Annotated in this window: 13 protein-coding genes; 6 read left to right on the top strand and 7 right to left on the bottom strand. The window is 65.3% G+C overall.

What is annotated here, in order from left to right:
- Nucleotides 1-47 precede the first annotated feature (47 nt).
- Both ppc and VRZ08_RS16455 read right to left on the bottom strand, forming a co-directional pair.
- Nucleotides 48-2,858 (bottom strand): phosphoenolpyruvate carboxylase, encoded by a 2,811-nt coding sequence (gene ppc / locus VRZ08_RS16460; protein ID WP_414533226.1) that lies wholly within the window; start codon nt 2,856-2,858, stop codon nt 48-50.
- 101 nt (nt 2,859-2,959) lie between these two features.
- Nucleotides 2,960-3,727, bottom strand: coding sequence for a hypothetical protein (locus tag VRZ08_RS16455; protein ID WP_414533225.1), 768 nt, complete (start codon nt 3,725-3,727; stop codon nt 2,960-2,962).
- A 281-nt stretch (nt 3,728-4,008) separates the two neighbouring features.
- Between VRZ08_RS16455 and VRZ08_RS16450 the strand changes: the two genes are divergently transcribed.
- The 3 genes from VRZ08_RS16450 to VRZ08_RS16440 all read left to right on the top strand — a co-directional run bounded on the left by VRZ08_RS16450 (nt 4,009) and on the right by VRZ08_RS16440 (nt 8,924).
- Nucleotides 4,009-5,076 (top strand): YeiH family protein, encoded by a 1,068-nt coding sequence (locus tag VRZ08_RS16450; protein ID WP_414533224.1) that lies wholly within the window; start codon nt 4,009-4,011, stop codon nt 5,074-5,076.
- Nucleotides 5,073-5,963 carry a LysR family transcriptional regulator gene (locus VRZ08_RS16445; protein WP_414533223.1) on the top strand — a complete coding sequence of 297 codons (891 nt, stop codon included), beginning with the start codon at nt 5,073-5,075 and terminating at the stop codon, nt 5,961-5,963. Before VRZ08_RS16450 ends, VRZ08_RS16445 begins: the two co-directional genes overlap by 4 nt.
- Before the next feature lie 159 nt (nt 5,964-6,122).
- On the top strand, nt 6,123-8,924 hold the full coding sequence (locus tag VRZ08_RS16440; RefSeq protein ID WP_414533222.1) for an ATP-binding protein: 2,802 nt from the start codon (nt 6,123-6,125) through the stop codon (nt 8,922-8,924).
- Between the two features lie 113 nt (nt 8,925-9,037).
- On the opposite strand, the gene VRZ08_RS16435 is transcribed toward VRZ08_RS16440, so the two are convergent.
- Together VRZ08_RS16435 and VRZ08_RS16430 are read right to left on the bottom strand one after the other, a co-directional pair.
- The gene (locus tag VRZ08_RS16435) at nt 9,038-10,582 is read right to left on the bottom strand and encodes an acyl-CoA synthetase (RefSeq protein ID WP_414533221.1); all 1,545 of its coding nucleotides are present in this window, start codon (nt 10,580-10,582) and stop codon (nt 9,038-9,040) included.
- A 147-nt stretch (nt 10,583-10,729) separates the two neighbouring features.
- A complete protein-coding gene (locus tag VRZ08_RS16430) occupies nt 10,730-11,542 on the bottom strand; it encodes a crotonase/enoyl-CoA hydratase family protein (protein WP_414533220.1) in 813 nt (270 codons plus the stop codon).
- Between the two features lie 111 nt (nt 11,543-11,653).
- Between VRZ08_RS16430 and VRZ08_RS16425 the strand changes: the two genes are divergently transcribed.
- Together VRZ08_RS16425 and VRZ08_RS16420 are read left to right on the top strand one after the other, a co-directional pair.
- On the top strand, nt 11,654-12,526 hold the full coding sequence (locus tag VRZ08_RS16425) for an SDR family oxidoreductase (protein WP_414533219.1): 873 nt from the start codon (nt 11,654-11,656) through the stop codon (nt 12,524-12,526).
- Between the two features lie 305 nt (nt 12,527-12,831).
- Entirely contained in the window at nt 12,832-14,409 is a 1,578-nt protein-coding gene (locus tag VRZ08_RS16420) for a fatty acid--CoA ligase (protein WP_414533218.1), read from the top strand.
- Between the two features lie 274 nt (nt 14,410-14,683).
- Here VRZ08_RS16420 and VRZ08_RS16415 read toward each other — a convergent pair whose 3' ends face one another.
- Entirely contained in the window at nt 14,684-15,958 is a 1,275-nt protein-coding gene (locus VRZ08_RS16415; protein WP_164574011.1) for an acyl-CoA dehydrogenase family protein, read from the bottom strand.
- Between the two features lie 126 nt (nt 15,959-16,084).
- On the opposite strand from VRZ08_RS16415, the gene VRZ08_RS16410 reads away from it, so the two are divergent.
- Nucleotides 16,085-16,864 carry an enoyl-CoA hydratase-related protein gene (locus VRZ08_RS16410; protein ID WP_107354928.1) on the top strand — a complete coding sequence of 260 codons (780 nt, stop codon included), beginning with the start codon at nt 16,085-16,087 and terminating at the stop codon, nt 16,862-16,864.
- 327 nt (nt 16,865-17,191) lie between these two features.
- Here VRZ08_RS16410 and VRZ08_RS16405 read toward each other — a convergent pair whose 3' ends face one another.
- Both VRZ08_RS16405 and VRZ08_RS16400 read right to left on the bottom strand, forming a co-directional pair.
- Nucleotides 17,192-17,566 (bottom strand): DUF6285 domain-containing protein, encoded by a 375-nt coding sequence (locus tag VRZ08_RS16405; protein ID WP_346296980.1) that lies wholly within the window; start codon nt 17,564-17,566, stop codon nt 17,192-17,194.
- 18 nt (nt 17,567-17,584) lie between these two features.
- Nucleotides 17,585-18,580 (bottom strand): phosphotransferase family protein, encoded by a 996-nt coding sequence (locus VRZ08_RS16400; RefSeq protein WP_414533217.1) that lies wholly within the window; start codon nt 18,578-18,580, stop codon nt 17,585-17,587.
- Between the last annotated feature and the right edge of the window lie 4 nt (nt 18,581-18,584).

Below are 18,584 nucleotides of genomic sequence, written 5' to 3'. Positions count from 1 at the left end.
TTCCACCGGCTGAACGAGCCCAGACCAATCCCAGCGGCACCCCGCCCTCACCCGCTATTCCGCAGCCCCGCCGAAATCCCGTTGATCGTCAGTTGCACGCCGCGGAGCACCTGTTCGTCCGGATCGTGGGTGCGGTGTTCGCGCAGCAGCTGGACCTGGACGTGGTTCAGGGGGTCGAGGTACGGGAAGCGGTGGCGGATCGAGCGTTCGAGCAGCGGGTTGCTCTGCAGCAGGCGGTCCTGCTGCATGATCGCGAACAGATACTCGATCGACGAATGCCATTCGGCGCGGATGCGGCCGAAGATGCGCTCGCGGACATCGACGTCCTCGACCAGCTCGGCATAGCGCGAGGCAATGCCGATCGAGCTCTTCGACAGCACCATGTCCATGTTCGACAGCAGCGTGCGAAAGAACGGCCACTCCTGATACATCTTTTGCAGGAAGGCGATGCCCTTCTCGGGATGCGCGGTGACCCAGGCCGAGACCGCACTGCCGAAACCGTACCAGCCCGGCAGCATCAGCCGGCACTGCGCCCATGAGAACACCCACGGAATCGCGCGCAGGTCCTCGATCGCGCGCGTTTTCTTGCGCGAGGCCGGACGGCTGCCGATGTTCAGCGTCGAGATCTCATTGATCACCGTCGAGGCCCAGAAGTAGTCGACGAAGCCGTCGGTCTCGTACACCAGGCCACGATACGCCTTGAAGGCCAATGCCGAGAGCTGCTCCATCGCTTCGAGATAGTCGCGATGCGGCGCCACCCGCTTCGGCTGCAGCAGGCTTGCTTCCAACGTCGCGGCGGCGAGGATCTCGAGGTTGTTGCGGCCGACTTCGACGTTGGAATACTTGCTGGTGATGATCTCGCCCTGCTCGGTAATGCGGATCTGGCCGTTCACGGCGCCGCCCGGCTGCGCCACGATGGCGTCGTAGCTCGGACCGCCGCCACGGCCGACCGAGCCGCCACGGCCGTGGAACAGCCGCAACCGCACGCCATGGTGCTCGAAGATCTCGATTAGGCCGATCTCGGCCTTGTACAGCTCCCAGCCCGAGGTGACGAAGCCGCCGTCCTTGTTGCTGTCGGAGTAGCCGAGCATCACCTCCTGCACCGAGCCGCGGCTGTCGACCAGCCGGCGATATTCCGGGATCGACAACAGCCGGTCCATGATCTTGGCGCAGGCCTGCAGGTCCTCGATGGTCTCGAACAGCGGCACCACGTTGATGGCGCTACGCCCCGACGGATCGATCAGCCCGACTTCCTTGAGCAGCACCGCGACTTCGAGCAGATCGGAGACGCCCTTGGTCATGGAGATGATGCATTGGGGGATCGCCGCCGCCCCGTAGGTCGCGTGCGCCTTCGCGGCTTCGCGGAACACTGCTAGCTCGCCGACGGTCTCGTCGCTGTATTTGACGAACATCGAGGTCAGCGGCCGGGTGCTGCGCAGCTCGCTGATCAAGAGCGCGATCCGCGCCTCCTCGTCGAGCATCGCATAGGAGGTGCCGGGCCGGGCCGCGTCCATCAGCTCGGTAATGGTGCGCTCGTGCACCGCCGAGTTCTGCCGCATGTCCAGGCTGGCGAGATGGAAGCCGAAGCAGTCGATCGCCCGGCGGAGCTGGCGCAGCCGGCCGCGCGCGATCACGCCGGAATTGTGCTGGGTGAGCGACAGATGGATGGCGTCGAGATCGGCCTTGAAGTCCTGCGCGCTGGCGTAGGGCTCGGCCTCGCCGACCGGCGCGCGGAGGTTCTCGACCTCGAGCTTGAGCGCGGTCGCTGCGAGCCGCGCGTAGATGCCGGACACCGCGAGGCGATACGGCTCGTACTTGCGATGCGGCGAGGTGTCGGGCGAGGTCTCGGCCAGCGCCTTGACGGTGTCGGTGGTACCGGCGAGATGCGAGGCCAGCGACAACTCCGAGCCGAGCTCGTGCAGCTCGTCGAGATAATAGCGCAGCACGCGGGTGCTCTGCAGCTTCAAGGTGCCGTGCAGCACCTCGGCGGTGACGAACGGATTGCCGTCGCGATCGCCGCCGATCCAGCTTCCCATCCGCAGGAAGCTCGCAAGCTCGCCTTCGCTGTTGACGCCTTCCGCCTTGGCCGCATCGGCAAGCCGGTCTTCCAGCGCACTGTGCAGCCGCGGCACCTCGCGCAGGAAAGTGTAGTCGTAGAACGACAGGCCGTTGGTGACTTCGTCCAGCACCGTCAGCTTGGTTCGGCGCAGCAGATTGGTCTTCCACAGCGTCTCGACGGCGCGGCGCAGCCGCTCCTCATTGTCGGCCCATTCGTCGGCGGTGAGCTGAACGCGGTCGCGCTGATCGAGCAGCGAAGCGATCTGCATTTCGCGGTCCATCGTGCTCTTGCGGCGCACTTCGGTCGGGTGCGCGGTCAGCACCGGGCTGACCAGCGCGGTCGCAAAGAACTTGCGCAGTTCCGCCGCGCTGATCCCTTCCTGCCGTGCATGCGCCAGCGTCTTGGCGAGCAGTCCGGCGCGCGGCGCCGAACCCGCGGTCGAGCCGGCGCGCATCTGGCGGATGTTGTTCTGGTCCTCGGCGATGTTGGCGAGGTGCGAGAAATAGCTGAAGGCGCGAACGATCCGCATCGTGTCGGGGATCGACATTCCGTCCAGGATCGCTTCGAGCTCGGCGCGCGCGGTCTTGTCGTCGTCGCGATGGAATCGGATCGAGGTCTGGCGGATGTTCTCGACCAGATCGAACACGGTCTGGCCTTCCTGCTCGCGCACGGTGTCGCCGAGGATCCGGCCGAGCAGCCGGATGTCGTTGCGCAGCCGGGTCTCGGCCTCGATCGCGGCCGCGTCGTCAGGACGTTCGGAAACCGGCTCGGCACCGGCGGACAGGTTCAACGACGACATCGCAGCACTCCAGGATCAGATCGGTATCCTGAAGGATTTTGTGCACCGCACGCAAGATCAAGAATCGGCGGTGCACGTCGCGCGGCCTGGTCGAAGGGTAGTTAGCGCGCGCCCGAGATGTTGCGGACATTGTCCGGCGGCGTGTCGCTGTCGGGCGGCGGCGAGGCCGGCTCGGCAGCGCTGGGCGTCGGAGCCGGCGGCGGGGCGACCGGCATCGGGGCCGCGACCGACGTTTCGTACAGCGGCGGCTGCGGCACCGGCCGCGCGCTGGCCGAGGTCGGCGGGGTGGTGGTGCGGGTGAACGGCGGCTGGAATAGCGGCTCCGAAGCTGGCGCAGGCCGGCGCTTGGCCCAAACGAACGGCACCACGATGGCGATGATCAGGCCGATCACCAGCAGGATCAGCAGCGCCGATTGCTGCAGGAAGGCGATCGCCGGGACGCTGACGCCAAGGATGACGCCGACCACCGCAATCTTCCAGGCGCGGATGTGCAAACCGGCCGTGAAGGTGCCGAGCGCCAGCAGCGTCAGCACGCCGAGCGCAGCGGCAAGGCCGCTGAGCTGGCGCGTCACCTGCAGCGACATCAATTCCATGGTCAGCAGCACGGCGCCCCAATGCAGCACCTGCGACACCACCAGATAGACGTGCTGATCGGCAGCGCGGGCTTCACGCCAGCGCGACACCACGCAGACCAGGCCGATGAACGGGGCCAGGATCACCCAGTAGATGCTGGTTTCGGAGAAGCTGGTGTAAGCGACGCCGAACAGCGCCAACAGCAGCATCAAGAGATACGGCCACTCCCCGACGACGAAGCCGCCGATGCCGGAATGCCATTTTGCACGCGACGGGTCTGAATGCAGGTCTGTCATGATCGATCCCCTCCAGCGTGCCCCTGTGTAGCATGGAACCCGCGGACGCGCTGTGACGTCCTGGGGCGGATCTCCCGCTTTGGTAAGCAAGCTGCCAACCGGCGTCCGCACGCGTCACACCTTGGCAACGATCCGGTGCAGCGGCGGTTCCAGAGAGAAGGAACTCTGCTTTAGGCGGGCCCTTCAGAGATTAATCATCTAAATCGATTGCTTTAAACAAAACAATCTGTTTGATTGATGAGTCTGGAACCGCAATGGATTGGCCAACAAGGAGCCGATCCATGAGCCTCATCACAAATGCCAAGCCGAACCCGCACCCCCACCACCCTCGTGCCGCCCACCTTGGACGGCATCTCGCGGCGATCGCCCCAGGGGTGGCGGTGACCGCCGCAATCGCAACCGCCGCCGTCGGCCTGCATGCCATTCCGGGCATGCCCGGCATCAGCCCGATGCTGCTGGCGATCCTGATCGGCATCGTCGGCCACAATGCCATCGGCACGCCGTCCTGGGCGGTGCCGGGGGTCAAGTTCAGCCTGCGGCGAGTGCTGCGCTTCGCCATCATCCTGCTCGGCCTGCAGCTCACCACCGCGCAGCTGATCGAGGTCGGCGGTGCAGGCCTTGCAATCATCGCCGCAACGCTGCTCACCACCTTCTGCTTTACGGTGTGGTTCGGTCGCGTGCTCGGCGTCGACCGCAAGCTCGCCGAGCTGATCGCCGCCGGCACATCAATCTGCGGCGCCTCTGCGATCATCGCCACCAACACCGTGACCCGCGCCGATGACGAGGACGTCGCCTATGGGGTCGCCTGCGTCACCGTGTTCGGCTCTTTGGCGATGGTCGGCTACCCGCTGCTGCAGGCGGCGTTCAATCTCGATGCTCACGGCTTCGGGCTGTGGAGCGGCGCCTCCATCCACGAGATCGCCCAGGTCGTGGCGACAAGCTTCCAGGGCGGCCAGCGCGCCGGTGAATTCGGCACCATCGCCAAGCTGGCTCGGGTGATGCTGCTGGCGCCGCTGGTGATCGCGCTTGGCATGCTGGCCCGCTTCCGCGCCAAGCATCTGCCCGCCGGCGACCGCGCCGCGGCGCCGCCGATGCCCTGGTTTGTGCTCGGCTTCGTGGCGATGATCGGCGTCAACCAGTTCGTCGCCATCCCGCACGAGGCCAAGAGCTGGATCGTGGCTATCACCGGCTTCCTTTTGTCGATGGCGCTGGCGGCAATGGGACTGGAGACCGACCTGCGCAAACTCGCCGCGCGCGGCCTACGCCCCGCCTTGCTCGGCCTCACCGCGTCGCTGTTCATCGCCGGCTTCTCGCTGATGCTGATCAAACTCACAGGATGGCACGGATGACACTGGAACAGCTCCGCATCTTCATCGCGGTCGCCGAACAGCAGCACATGACCCGCGCCGCGAGCGGACTGAACCTCACCCAATCGGCCACCAGCGCGGCAATCGCCGCGCTGGAAGCACGTCACGGGGTCAAGCTGTTCGACCGCGTCGGCCGCGGCATCGTGCTCACGCAAGCCGGTCGCGACTTCCTCGGCGTAGCCCGCGCCGTGCTTGCCCGCGCGCGCGCCGCCGCACAGGCGCTTGACGACATCGCCGGACTGAAGCGAGGTTCGCTCAGCGTCGCCGCCAGCCAAACCGTCGGCAACTACTGGCTGCCGCAGCGGCTGCTGCGCTTCCGGCAGCGTTATCCCGGCATCACGCTGCAGCTCACGATCGCCAACACCGAACAGGTCGCCGCCGCGGTGCGCGAAGGCCGCACCGATCTTGGCCTGGTCGAAGGCGAGGTCGACGATCCGCTGCTGAACGCGACGCCGATCGGCGGCGATGATCTGGTGATCGTGGTCGGACGCGACCATCCATGGTGCACGCTGCCGCGGCTGACGACTGCCAAGCTCACCACCACCGGCTGGGTGCTGCGCGAACGCGGCTCGGGCACGCGCGCGATGTTCGAGGCCGCGCTGCAACGCAGCGGGCTAGCGCTGTCCGATCTCGATGTGCGGCTGGAATTGCCCTCTAACGAAGCGGTCCGCGCCGCAGTCGAAAGTTCTGACTGCGCCACCGCGATCTCTGCGCTCGTCGCCGCGCCGTCACTGACCGCAGGCACGTTGCACAGCCAGCGATTCGATCTGCCGCATCGCGCGTTTCATCTCTTGCGTCACAAGGAACACAGCCACAGTCAGGCCGAGAACGCACTACTTGCTGAATTGTCCGATCCGCCCACGCGCTGATCTGGATTTGGATACCAAAATCGTCGCTGCTAATTCCCGGTTCCCGCCACAGGAACTCACAACTCTGTAACTATCCAAAGAAAACTTAGCTTATTTGCCTCGCATCGTTGCGGCGCTGCCGAAGCCATGCCTAGGGTCACAACCTAGGAGGGTGGCACGTTGCGCAAGGGGCTGACGCTTTCGACCAGGCTGGCGATCTTGGTGATGTCGACGGCAATGCTGACCGCAAGCGGGGTCGGCTACCTCGGCTATCGCAACATCGCGCCGGTGGCGATCGAGCGGACTTTAGCCGGGCTCGACGCCAATGCAAGCTGGCAGGCGCGCGAGCTGTCCCACCTTGTCAACGGCGCCACCGCCGATCTGATGGGCTTCCGCCAGATCATCGGCATCGACGAGCTGATCGAACTCAGCCTCGACCCGTCAAAGACCGTCGCCGGCGGGGGGAGCCTGCCGCAATGGCGCGAACGGATCGGCCGCCGCCTCGCGCTAGAACTGGAGAACAAGCCGGACTTCGCACGCTACCGCCTGATCGGCGTCGCCAACCAGAGCCGCGACATCATCCGAGTCGAGCGTCAGACAACCGGCAAGATTCGTATCGTTCCCGATGACGAGTTAGCGTTCGCGGGCGGACGTGAGATCATTCAGCTCGGCATGTCGGCCAAAGACGGCGAGATGCTGATCTCGAACGTCGAATTCGAACCGATCGAGCAGCCGTCCGCCAAACCCCCACAGCACGACGCTGCAACATTGCGTCCCGTCATTCGTGTCGTCACCCCGGTGTTCAGCGACGAAGGCGCGCGGTTCGGCGTCCTGGCCGCGACGATCGACCTGAGAAGGCCGTTCGAGCGGCTGAAAGACCCGGTACTGGCGGCGTCGAAGATCTATGTGGTGGACGACAAGGGGCACTACTTGTTCCACCCGGACGCCTCTCGGGGCGACCTAGCGATCGGCTTCCCCTCCACCTTGGAGCAGGATTTTCCCACGCTGGCCGAGGCGCTGGCGACCGACCGCTGGACTCCGGCCGTTATCGAGAGCAGCGACGGCCGTCGGTTCGGCGTCGCCTATCAGCCGATGAACGCCGGCACCGAGACGCCTTTGGCGCTGGTCGAAGCGATCGCCGAGCACGATATGACGCGCGGCCCGATGCTGGCGTGGGGGAAGTCAACGCTGGTCGGCGGCAGCTTCGCGGTGCTGGTGGCGATCGTGCTGGCGGTGACGTTCGCCCGCAGCTTGGCGAGGCCGCTCTCGGAGATGACCCGTGCGGTCGAAAGCCTCAGTAGCGGCGGGCCGCTGACGTTGCCGCGCAACGCCGGCGGTGAGATCGGAGTGCTGGCGCAGGCGTTCTCTTCGACGATGCAGGAGTCGCGCGAGAAGACCGCCGCGCTCCGCCGCGAGAAGGAGATTTTCGAATCGATCATGAATGCGATGGCCGAGGCCGTGCTGCTGGTCGATACCGAAGGGGTGATCGTCTATGAGAACCCCGCCGCGGTGGCGCTGCGCACCTCGCCCACCGGCATCACGGGGCCGACCTGGGAGACTTCGGTCGAGTCGTTCCTCGCTGACGGCGTCACGCCGCTCGAGGTGGATCAGCGTCCCGGACGACGGGCGATGCGCGGCGAGCCGATTGATCGCTTCGAGTTCGTCGTCCATGTGCTCGGCAGCGACAAGATTGTCGATGTCTCCGGCAACGCGCGGCCGATCCGCGAGGCCGACGGCACGATCAGCGGCGCGGTGGTGGTGTTCAGCGACGTCTCCGAATTGAAGGAGACCGAACGGCGGCTGCACCAATCGCAGAAGCTGGAGGCGATCGGTCAGCTCACCGGCGGCGTCGCGCACGACTTCAACAACATGCTGACGGTGATCAGCGGCACCGCCGAGATCTTGCTCGACGAGCTGGCCGACCGGCCCGACCTCGTCACCATCGCCAAAATGATCGACCAGGCCGCTGAGCGCGGCGCAGACCTCACCCGTCAGCTGCTCGCCTTCGCCCGCAAGCAGCCGCTGCAGCCGCGCAACATTGACGTCAATACCGTGGTGTCGAACATCAAGCAGCTGCTACGGCCGACCATCGGCGAGCACATCGACATCGACGTTCGGCTCGATCCGGCGGTCGATCCGGCGCTGATCGATCCGTCGCAGTTGTCGTCGGCACTGCTCAACCTTGCCGTCAACGCCCGCGACGCGATGCCGGGCGGCGGCAAGTTGCTGTTCGAGACCGCCAACGTGATGCTCGACGACGACTACGCCGAACATCACCCCGAGGTGAAGCCGGGCCGCTATGTGATGATCGCAGTCAGCGACTCCGGCGCCGGCATGACGCCCGACGTGCTGGAGAAAGCGTTCGAGCCGTTCTTCACCACCAAGAGCGTCGGCAAGGGCACCGGCCTCGGCCTGAGCATGGTGTACGGCTTCGTCAAACAGTCGAACGGCCACATCCAGATCTACAGCGAGGAACAGCACGGCACCACGATCCGGCTGTACCTGCCCCGCGCCGATTCCGACGTCGATGCCCTGCCGTCGATCACGCCGATCGAAGGCGGCACCGAAACCATCCTGCTGGTCGAAGACGACGAATTGGTCCGCAACTTCGCACTCGCGCAGCTTCGCGGCCTCGGCTATCGCACCATTCCGGCCGCGGACGGCACCGCAGCGCTGGCGGAAGTGCGGCGCGGAACGCCGTTCGATTTGCTGCTCACCGACATTATCATGCCGGGCGGCATGAACGGCCGGCAGCTCGCCGACGCGGTGGCGCGGCTGCGGCCGGTGAAGGTGCTGTACACCTCAGGCTACACCGAGAATGCCATCATGCATCACGGCCGGCTCGACCCCGGCGTGCTGCTGCTATCGAAGCCGTTCCGCCGAGCCGATCTGGCACGCCTGGTCCGCGCCGCCCTCGGCCGCGCCGATCATCAGCCGGCCGAAGACGAGGCCGGCCCGGAACGCAAGAGCGCCGCAAGCTAGACTCGTCCCATGTCGGTGAACTTGGAGCTCCGCCGCCAAGGCGCAACACGGCGGAGCCTCATGGCATGGCGGCGCAACGCGCCGGCCGGATCCCGTCAGAGACAGAACCGCTGCTAGATCACCCGGCCGGCATTCGCCCAATACGGATCGCGCAGGCGGCGCTTGAAGATCTTGCCGGAATCCTCGCGCGGCAGCTCCGGCATGATCTTGATGTGCTTGGGCACCTTGTAGTCGGCGAGCGCCAGCTTGAGCTGCGACCGGATGAAGCTCTCGTCGAGCGTCACGCCCGGCTGCGGCTCGAGCATCGCCATCAGCGCTTCGCCGAACTCCGCATCCGGAATGCCGAACACCGCGCAGTCGTGCACGCCCTGCACGGCGTGCAGCGCAGCCTCGATCTCGGCCGGATAGATGTTGACGCCGCCCGAGATCACCATGTCGCGCTTGCGATCGCAGATGAAGACATAGCCATCATCGTCGAGATAGCCCATGTCGCCGGAGGTGATGAAGCCGCCGCGGTCGATCTCGGTGCGCTTCTCCGGCTTGTTGTGATAGGTGAAATCCGGATTGCCGGCGATCCGCGAGAAGATCTCGCCGATCTCGCCCTGCGGCACTTCGTTGCCGTCATCGTCGATGAACTTCAGTTCGGCGCCGTGCGCGATCTTGCCGACAGTGCCGGGCTTGTTCAGCGCGTCTTCGGACGTCGCAAACGTCACCGCACCGGATTCAGTCGAGCCGTAGAACTCATAGATCACCGGCCCCCACCACTCGATCATCGCGCGCTTGACGTCGGCCGGACACGGAGCCGCGGCGTGGATGACATGGCGCAGCGACGAGACGTCGTACTTGGCGCGCACCTCCGCCGGCAGCTTCATCATCCGGATGAACATCGTCGGCACCATGAACACGGTGCCGATCTTGTGCTCCTGCACCAGCGCCAGGAACTCTTCGGGGTGGAAGCGCGGCATCAGCACCAGCACGCCGCCGAGCTTGCCGGCGCGAATGCCGAACGAGTTCGGGGCGGAGTGATACAGCGGGCCGGGGCACAGCGCCCGCACTTGAGGTTTGAGGCCGTAGATCGTCGCACGCATCTTTTCGGCATGCGCCGCCTGCTCCGGCGTCGGCGCGAACCGCTTGACGCCCTTCGGATGGCCGGTGGTGCCGGAGGTGTAGATCATGTTCTGGGGTTGCGGCAGCGCCGGGCCGTCATACGGCTTCTGCTGCGCCAGCCAGCCGTCGAGATCGATCGCACCCGCCGGCGGCGACAGATGATCCGGCGAGATCTTGTAGTTGGCGATCACTTCCGGCGGCGTCGGCACGCTGAGCACCATGAGCTCGGCCGGGATCGCGGAGGCGACGCTGTGCAACAGGTCGGCGTGGCCGATCAGCACCCGCGTGGCGGAATCGCCGATGATGTAGCCGACTTCCTCCGGCTTGAAATGCCAGTTCACCGGCACCGCATAGGCGCCGAGCGTCATCACGCCGTACACGGCTTCCATGAAGGCGATGTCGTTGCGCATCAGCACGCAGACGCAGTCGCCGGGCTTGACGCCGAGCGCCTGCAGGCCCCCGGCGATGGTCGCGACGCGCGCGTTCACTTCGTCGAAGCTGCGGCGGCGGTCGCCGGAAATGATGCCGTGATAAAGCTGGTTCTCGGACATTGTTACTCTCCGATTCTCGAGTCGGGGTTGGCCGCAGCGCGCAAGGATGACCGCACGCTGCAGCACGATGATGCGGCGCTTATACGCGAAGACGCCGCGCGATGCGCGCGGCGTCCCCTCGATAAGTCATGTATTTGCCGCGTAGCGCTATGCGTCGACGAAGTTGGGCGCGCGCTTTTCCATATTCGCGCGCACCGCTTCGGTCTGGTTCGGCGAACCGATCAGCTTCTGCTGTTCGACGCTTTCGGCGAGCAGCGCCGGGCCCGGATCGACCGAGAGCTTATTCATCATCCGCTTGGCAGCGCGCACCGCGTCCGGATTCTTGCCGGCGATCTCGCGCGCCATCTCCAGCGCGGCCTGGTACGGATCGTCGACGATCTTGGTGGCGAGGCCGATGCTCACAGCCTCCTGTGCCGCAACGATCCGTCCGGTGTAGGTCAGTTCGCGCAGCACGTCGTCGCGCAGCAGCGTCGCCAGGATCGGCGTGCCGGCCATGTCGGGCACCAGGCCCCATTTGATTTCCATGATCGACATCTTGGCATCCGGCGCCATCAGCCGGATGTCGGCGCCGAGCGCGAGCTGACAGCCGCCGCCGAAGGCGACGCCGTGCACCGCAGCAATCACCGGCACCGGCAGCATCCGCCAGCCCCACACCGCCTGCTGCGCAGCGTTGGCCTGGCCGTGCGTGCGCTTGGTCAGGTCGCGAAATTCGCCTCCCGGAATTCCGTTGCCACCGCTGTCCTTCATCGCGGCGAAACGTCCCATGTCGAGGCCGGCGCAGAACGCCTTACCCTCGCCGGATAGCACCACGGCGCGCACGCCCTTCTCGTTCGCCAAGCGCTCGGTGGCCTTCACCAAAGCCTCGAACATTGCGGCGTCGAGCGCATTCATCTTGTCCGCGCGCACCAGGCGGACATCGGCGACACCGTCCGTGATCGTCACCGAAACGCGGTCGCTCATCGGGACATCCTCCATTTTGTTTTGCGTTGCGGCGCTACAGAAAAGCGTTGTCGGGATTTAGTCAATCGCCTAATTAATGATCAGCTTCAACTTTTCCGGGCGGTTTTCTTCATGTTCACAGATCAGCTTCTCGCCGGCCGTCGCATCCTCGTCACCGGTGGCGGCACCGGCCTCGGCAAGGCGATGGCGGCGCGCTTCCTGCAGCTCGGCGCCGAAGTGAACATCTGCGGCCGTCGCAAGGGCGTGTGCGACGAGACCGCGACCGAACTGATGGATCAGTACGGCGGCAAGGTGATGACCTACGGCGTCGATATCCGCGACGCCGCGGCGGTCGACCATATGGTCGAGACCATCTTCGAGAGCGGGCCGCTCACCGACCTGATCAACAACGCGGCCGGAAATTTCATCTCGCGGAGTGAGGATCTCAGCCCGCGCGGCTTCGACGCCGTCGCCAACATCGTGATGCACGGCACGTTCTACGTCACCCATGCGGTCGGCAAGCGCTGGATCGCCGGCGGCCACCGCGGCAACGTGGTGTCGATCACCACCACCTGGGTGCGCAACGGCAGCCCCTATGTGGTGCCGTCGGCGATGAGCAAGTCGGCGATCCACGCCATGACGATGTCGCTCGCCACCGAATGGGGCAAATACGGCATCCGCCTCAACACCATTGCGCCGGGCGAAATTCCGACCGAAGGCATGAGCAAGCGGATCAAACCGGGCGACGAAGCCGGCGCCCGCACCATCAAGATGAACCCGATGGGCCGCGTCGGCACCATGGAAGAGCTGCAGAACCTCGCGACCTTCCTGATCTCCGGCGGTTGCGACTGGATCAGCGGCGAAACCATCGCCATGGACGGCGCGCAGGGCCTCGCGATGGGCGGCAACTTCTACCAGCTGCGCGACTGGAGCAACGACGATTGGGAAAACGCCAAGGCCTCGATCAAAGCCCAGAACGAAAAAGACCGCGCGCAGCGGGGATAACAAGCTCGGATCGCACGCACGAACCAACTAATGACGACGTCATCCCCCGCGTATGCGGGGGATCCAGTATTTCAGGGCGTCAGCGGCTAACCACGAACGCCCTGCAATACTGGGTCGCCTGGACAAGCCGGGCGATGACCATCTTGTGCTGCGCAGCTTTTGTGCTTTGCAAGCGGCGCCATTGGCCTCCAGGCCGCACGTTCATCATCCCCGCGACATTCCCTCCCGCTTGTGTTTGCAGCCGAAGCGCGGCAGACTTCGTGCAAACAACAAGCAACGAACTAACAATATCCAAGGGAGAGACAATGTCCGAGGCAGCCGAGCCGGCCACGCTGGCCGACGTCATCCGTGCGCAGGCCGAGACCCGCGGCAACGAGATCGCCTACGAGTTCGAAGGCCGCATCACCACCTTTGCCGACTTCGATCGCCACACCAACCAGGTCGCCCGCGCACTGCAGGCCTCCGGCGTGCAGCCGAACGAGCGCATCGCCTATCTCGGCAAGAACAGCGATATCTATTTCGAACTGTGGAGTGGCGCGATCAAGGCCAAGGCGGTGATGGCGCCGGTGAACTGGCGCCTCGCAGGGCCGGAGATCGCCTACATCGTCGAAGACTGCAAGGCGGCGATCCTGTTCGTCGGCCCGGAATTCGTCGATCAGGTCCGCGGCCTCAAGGACCAGATCCCGAGCGTGCGCCATATCATTACCACCGAAGGCGGCGCGCCGGAATGGCAGGACTTCACCAAATGGCGCGACGCGCAACCGGGCGATGATCCGCAGGTCGGGATCGCGCCGTCCGACATCGCGATCCAGCTCTACACCTCCGGCACCACCGGCAAGCCGAAAGGCGCGATGCTCAGCCACGCCAACTTCCTGTCGCTGGTCCGCGCCGGCCAGGATAACAAGCCGGAGTGGAACACCTGGACGCCCGATGACGTGTCACTGGTGGCGATGCCGGTGTTCCACATCGGCGGCTCCGGCTGGGGCATGATGGGGGTGTATCACGGCGCCAAGGGCGTAATCGCGCGCGAGTTCGATCCGACCAAGGTGCTCGACTTCTTTGAGCAGTCAGGCATCACCAAGCTGTTCATGGTGCCGGCGGCGATGCAGTTCGTGGTGCGGCAGCCGCGCGCCCGCGAGGTCGATTTCTCGCGGCTGAAATACATGCTGTACGGCGCTTCCCCGATCCCGGCGGCGCTGCTGAAGGAGTGCATCGAGGTCTTCAAATGCGGCTTCGTGCAGATGTACGGCATGACCGAGACCACCGGCACCATCGTGGCGCTGCCGCCGGAGGATCACGTCGAGGGCCTGGAGCGGATGCGCTCGGCCGGCAAGGCGCTGCCCGGCGTCGAGATCGCGATCCTCGATCCCGACGGCAAGCCGCTGCCGCCTCGGCAGGTCGGCGAGATCGCCACCCGCTCCGGCTCCAACATGGTGGGCTACTGGAATCTCCCCGACGCCACCAAGAAGACGATCGACGGCGACAACTGGCTGCGCACCGGCGATGCCGGCTACATGGACGAGGACGGCTACGTCTATATCCATGACCGCATCAAGGACATGATCATCTCCGGCGGCGAGAACATCTATCCGGCCGAGGTCGAGAGCGCGATCTGCGACCATCCCGACGTCGCGGAAGTCGCGGTGGTCGGCGTCCCCGACGATCAGTGGGGCGAGTCGGTAAAAGCCGTGGTGGTGATGAAGCCCGGCAAGGAAGCGACCGCGCAGGACATCATCGGCTTCACCCGCACCCGCATCGCCGGCTACAAGACGCCGAAGTCGATCGACTTCATCCCGGCCCTGCCCCGCAACGCATCCGGCAAGATACTCCGCCGCCAGCTCCGCGATCCGTATTGGAGCGGCAAGGACCGGCAGGTGAACTGAGCGCAGCCACATCGGACGGCGACGCTACGTCGCCAAAGCCCGGCGCACATCCCTCACGTTCGTCATTCCGGGGCGCGAGCGAAGCTCGCGAACCCGGAATCCATAACCACAGTGGTCGCGTTAGGCCACCGCGTGGCAAACACCTACTGACACGGCAAAGCCAGGGAATATGGATTCCGGGTTCGCGCTTCGCGCGCCCCGGAATGACGACGGAGAGGTTCTGCGTGTAGCGCTGTAAGGTGGGCAACGCGAAGCGTGCCCACCTTACAGATATCTATCGCTTATTCGCGCCCATGTAGCCGAACAGGAAGCCCGCCACCTTCCGCATCTGGATCTCCTCGCTGCCTTCGGTGATGCGATAGCGGCGGTGGTGGCGGTAGATGTGCTCGAACTGTTTGTGGCGCGAATAGCCGATGCCGCCGTGGACCTGAATGGCGCGATCGGCCGCCTGGCCGCACAGCCGGTTCGCCCAATAGTTACACATCGACACCTTGTCGGACAGCGTGTGCTCGACCTGGGCCTGGGTCATCTGATCCATCTCCCACGCGGTCTTGCGGATCAAGAGGCGCAGCATCTCGGCCTGGGTGGCGAGCTCGACCAGCGGGAATTGAATCGCCTGGTTGCGCGCCAGCTCCTCGCCGAACGGCTTGCGCTCACGCGCGTATTTGACGCTCTCGTTGATGCAGAACACCGCAGCGCCGAGCGACGAGGCTGCCTGGCGGATGCGGTTCTCGTGCACGAAGCACTGCGCCAGCGACAGGCCGCGGCCGACCTCGCCAAACACCGCATCCTCGGTGACGAATACATCCTTGAACGACACCCGCGGATGGTCGGTCGGCATGTTGAAGGTCCACAAATACTCTTCGACCTTCACGCCTGGCGCATCGGCCGGCACCAGGAAGCAGGTAATGCCGCGCGCGTCACCGTCCTTGCCGGCGGTGCGGGCAAACAGCGCGCAATGCGTGGCGACGTGCATACCGGTCGTCCACATCTTCTCGCCGTTGATCACCCAGCCCTTCTTGCCGTCGCGCACGGCCTCTTCAGCACGCGTCTCCATGTGCGTCGCGTCGGAGCCATGATCTGGCTCGGTCAGGCCGAAAGTGATGCGATACTTGCCGGTGATCGAGCCGTCGATCATCGCCTTCTGGTCCGGCGTGCCGTACAGATCCAGCATCTTCACGATCGGGAAATTGCCGACGATCGAATGTTCGTTCTGCAGATCGTTGTGCAGGCCGAGCCCCTTGGCGGCGAAGTGTTCACGGATCACCGCCATCCAGAGGTTGGTGCCGTCCTGGCCGCCATAGCGCTTCGGAATCGCAAAGCGAAGATGGCCGGCGTCGTCGGCGAGGTTCTTCGCCTTGCGCAGCAGCTCTTCCCACTCGTGACGCGGCAGCCCGCCATGCTCGAAATCGGTACGCGCCCATTCGCGGCGATGATCGAAGAAGCGGATGTTGTCGTCCGCCTGCTCCAGCGGCTTGATCTTGGACTCGATGAAGCGATCGAGCTCGGCGAGATAGGCGACCAAATCGGGCGGCAGAGAAAAATCCAAGGCGTGCTCCCACAGTCTTCGTGTTGTTGTTGATCTTGTTAAGCGACCGATTAACATGCGCCGCACACGACAAGTCAAGCGCGCTTCAGCCGCACCAATTCTGTCCAACGAAAAAAGGAAACGCCGATGGCGCTGCAATTCTCCACCGTTACCCGCAAAGGCCCGATTACCATCGTCACGCTGTCGCGGCCGGAAGTTTACAACGCGCTGCATACCGACGCGCACTACGAACTCGAAGGCGTGTTCAACGAGTTCGCCGCCGATCCCGAGCAGTGGGTGGCGATCGTCACCGGCGCCGGCGACAAGGCGTTCTGCGCCGGCAACGATCTGAAGTGGCAGGCCAGCGGCGGCAAGCGCGGCTGGGGCGAAAGCGGCTTCGGCGGACTGACCTCGCGGTTCGACTGCGACAAGCCGATCATCGCCGCGGTCAACGGCGTGGCGATGGGCGGCGGCTTCGAGATCGCGCTCGCCTGCGACCTGATCATCGCGGCCGAGAACGCCACCTTCGCACTGCCGGAGCCGCGCGTCGGCCTCGCCGCCCTCGCCGGCGGTCTGCACCGCCTCCCCCGCCAGATTGGGCTCAAGCGCGCGATGGGCATGATCCTCACCGCCCGTCACGTCCCCGCCCGCGAGGGCCTGGAACTCGGCTTCGTCAACGAAGTCGTGCCACAAGGCGAAGCGCTCGCCGCCGCCGAGCGCTGGGCCGAGACGATCTGCAAGAACTCGCCGATGTCGATCCGCGCCTCGAAGCAAACCCTGATGCGCGGCCTCGACGTCTCGCTGCCCCAAGCGATCGCCGAACAGCGCGACTACCCGGCAGTCAAGGCGATGGTGGCGTCGCAGGACTATATCGAAGGCCCGAAGGCGTTCTCGGAAAAGCGCGCGCCGAACTGGCAGGGTAAGTAGTTCGTTCGCCGCGCAACCTCTTTCGTCATGGCGAGGAGCGCAGCGACGAAGCGATCCAGCCCGTGCGCGACGCTGGATTGCTTCGCTTCGCTCGCAATGACGAAGGAACACCTGTCGTTCGTCAGTCCGGGGCGCGAGCGCAGCTCGCGAACCCGGAATCCATATGCCGCAGCATTGGCGGCACTGGCGCGGCGGGAGATCGACGCCGTTAGTAAGACGATGGCACAGGGATTATGGATTCCGGGCTCGCGCTACGCGCGCCCCGGAATGACGAACGATGGGCGCGTCGGCCCTAGCAACTCCGAGGCCGTTGCGCCCCGTCATCCATTACTTCTGTTCCAACTCCCGGCGATAGCTCGCATAGTTCGGCTGGTCGACGGCCAGCTTGGCCAGCGTGGTGCGCCACAGATGGTCCTTGACGCCGGGCGTCGACAGGTCGACCGAGCCGGTGGCGATACGGTCGGCGAGCTCGGCGTTGAGGTTGAACAGCGAGCCGTCGTGGCCGAGCAGAGCGCGCAGGCTGGCGTGTTCTTCGGCGTCGCTTTCGTCCGATAGCGCCAGTTGCCGCGTCACCAGATCGAGCGCGTTGATGCCGACCCGTAGCTTGAACGCAGCATGGCCCGAAATTTGCGGAACGATCTGCTCGCGCAGAAAGTCCGCCACCGCCTTGATCAATTCGTCCGGCCTCGGTTCGTCCTGCATCGCTGCCTCGCTGAATGATTAACTGCGCGGCGCCAGCAGCCGCAGCAGATCGATCTCGGTTTCGGACGAGCGTCGACCGATCATCGCGCGCTCCATCGAATGATCCGGGTCTTCCCGGAACCGCCGCATCATGCCGCAGCACATGATGCCCCAGCGCAGCGTGCCCATCACTTCCCAGAACTTGACCCGCGCCTCGTCGACATGGCCGCCCGCGGCTTCGTAGCCGGCGAACATCTCCTCCCGCGAGCCGAGCCCGCCGACCGGTTTGTCGATCTCGCCGAACCGCCAGGAATTCACGCAGATCCAGCCGAGATCCTCCATCGGATCGCCACGATGCGCCAGCTCCCAATCCAGCACGGCGCGCACGCCGTCCGGACCGATGATCAGATTGCCGTGGCGAAAATCGCCATGCACCAAGGTGATCGCTTTCGACACGCCGGGATCGTGATCGGCGAGCCAGCGCAGCGCCAGTTCAAACACCGGCCGCGGCCACTCGTAAGAGCGATAGTCGTCGCGCAACAGGCCGATCTCCTCGGTCGAGCTGATCGTCCGCAGCGGCGGCAGTGCGGCGCTCTCGATGCCGTGCAGGCCGGCGAGGATCGAGCCGATCTGCCGCGCCAGCTTCGGGCGTGCTGCGGCAAACTCCGCATCCCGCAGGATCTTGCGCGGGATGGTTTCGCCATCGACACGCCGCATCACGAAGCCGGCGCCGAGGGCGTCGGCTTCGGTGAGGACGTGCAGCACCTGCGGCGACGGCACGCCGGCCTCATAGGCGAGCCGCATCAGTTCGGCTTCAACATCGAGACCGGCGGCACGCCCGGAAACGCTGCCATAGCCCGGCGGCGAGCGGCGCAGGATCGCCGCGACGTCGCCGTCCGGCCGCTCGATCACGAACGACCAGGTCTCCTGACTCGCGCCGCCGGAGAGCTGCGCGAGATCGCGAATGCCGGTGGCGCCAGCGCACCAACCGATCACGCTTTGCGTCAGCGCGTCGGTAATAGCTGCAGATGCCATGTCG

The sequence above is a fragment of the Rhodopseudomonas sp. G2_2311 genome (genome assembly GCF_047501505.1).
Taxonomy (GTDB): Bacteria; Pseudomonadota; Alphaproteobacteria; order Rhizobiales; family Xanthobacteraceae; genus Rhodopseudomonas; species Rhodopseudomonas palustris_H.
Note: the sequence above shows the minus strand (reverse complement) of the source record. Positions and strands in the feature narration are given on the sequence as shown.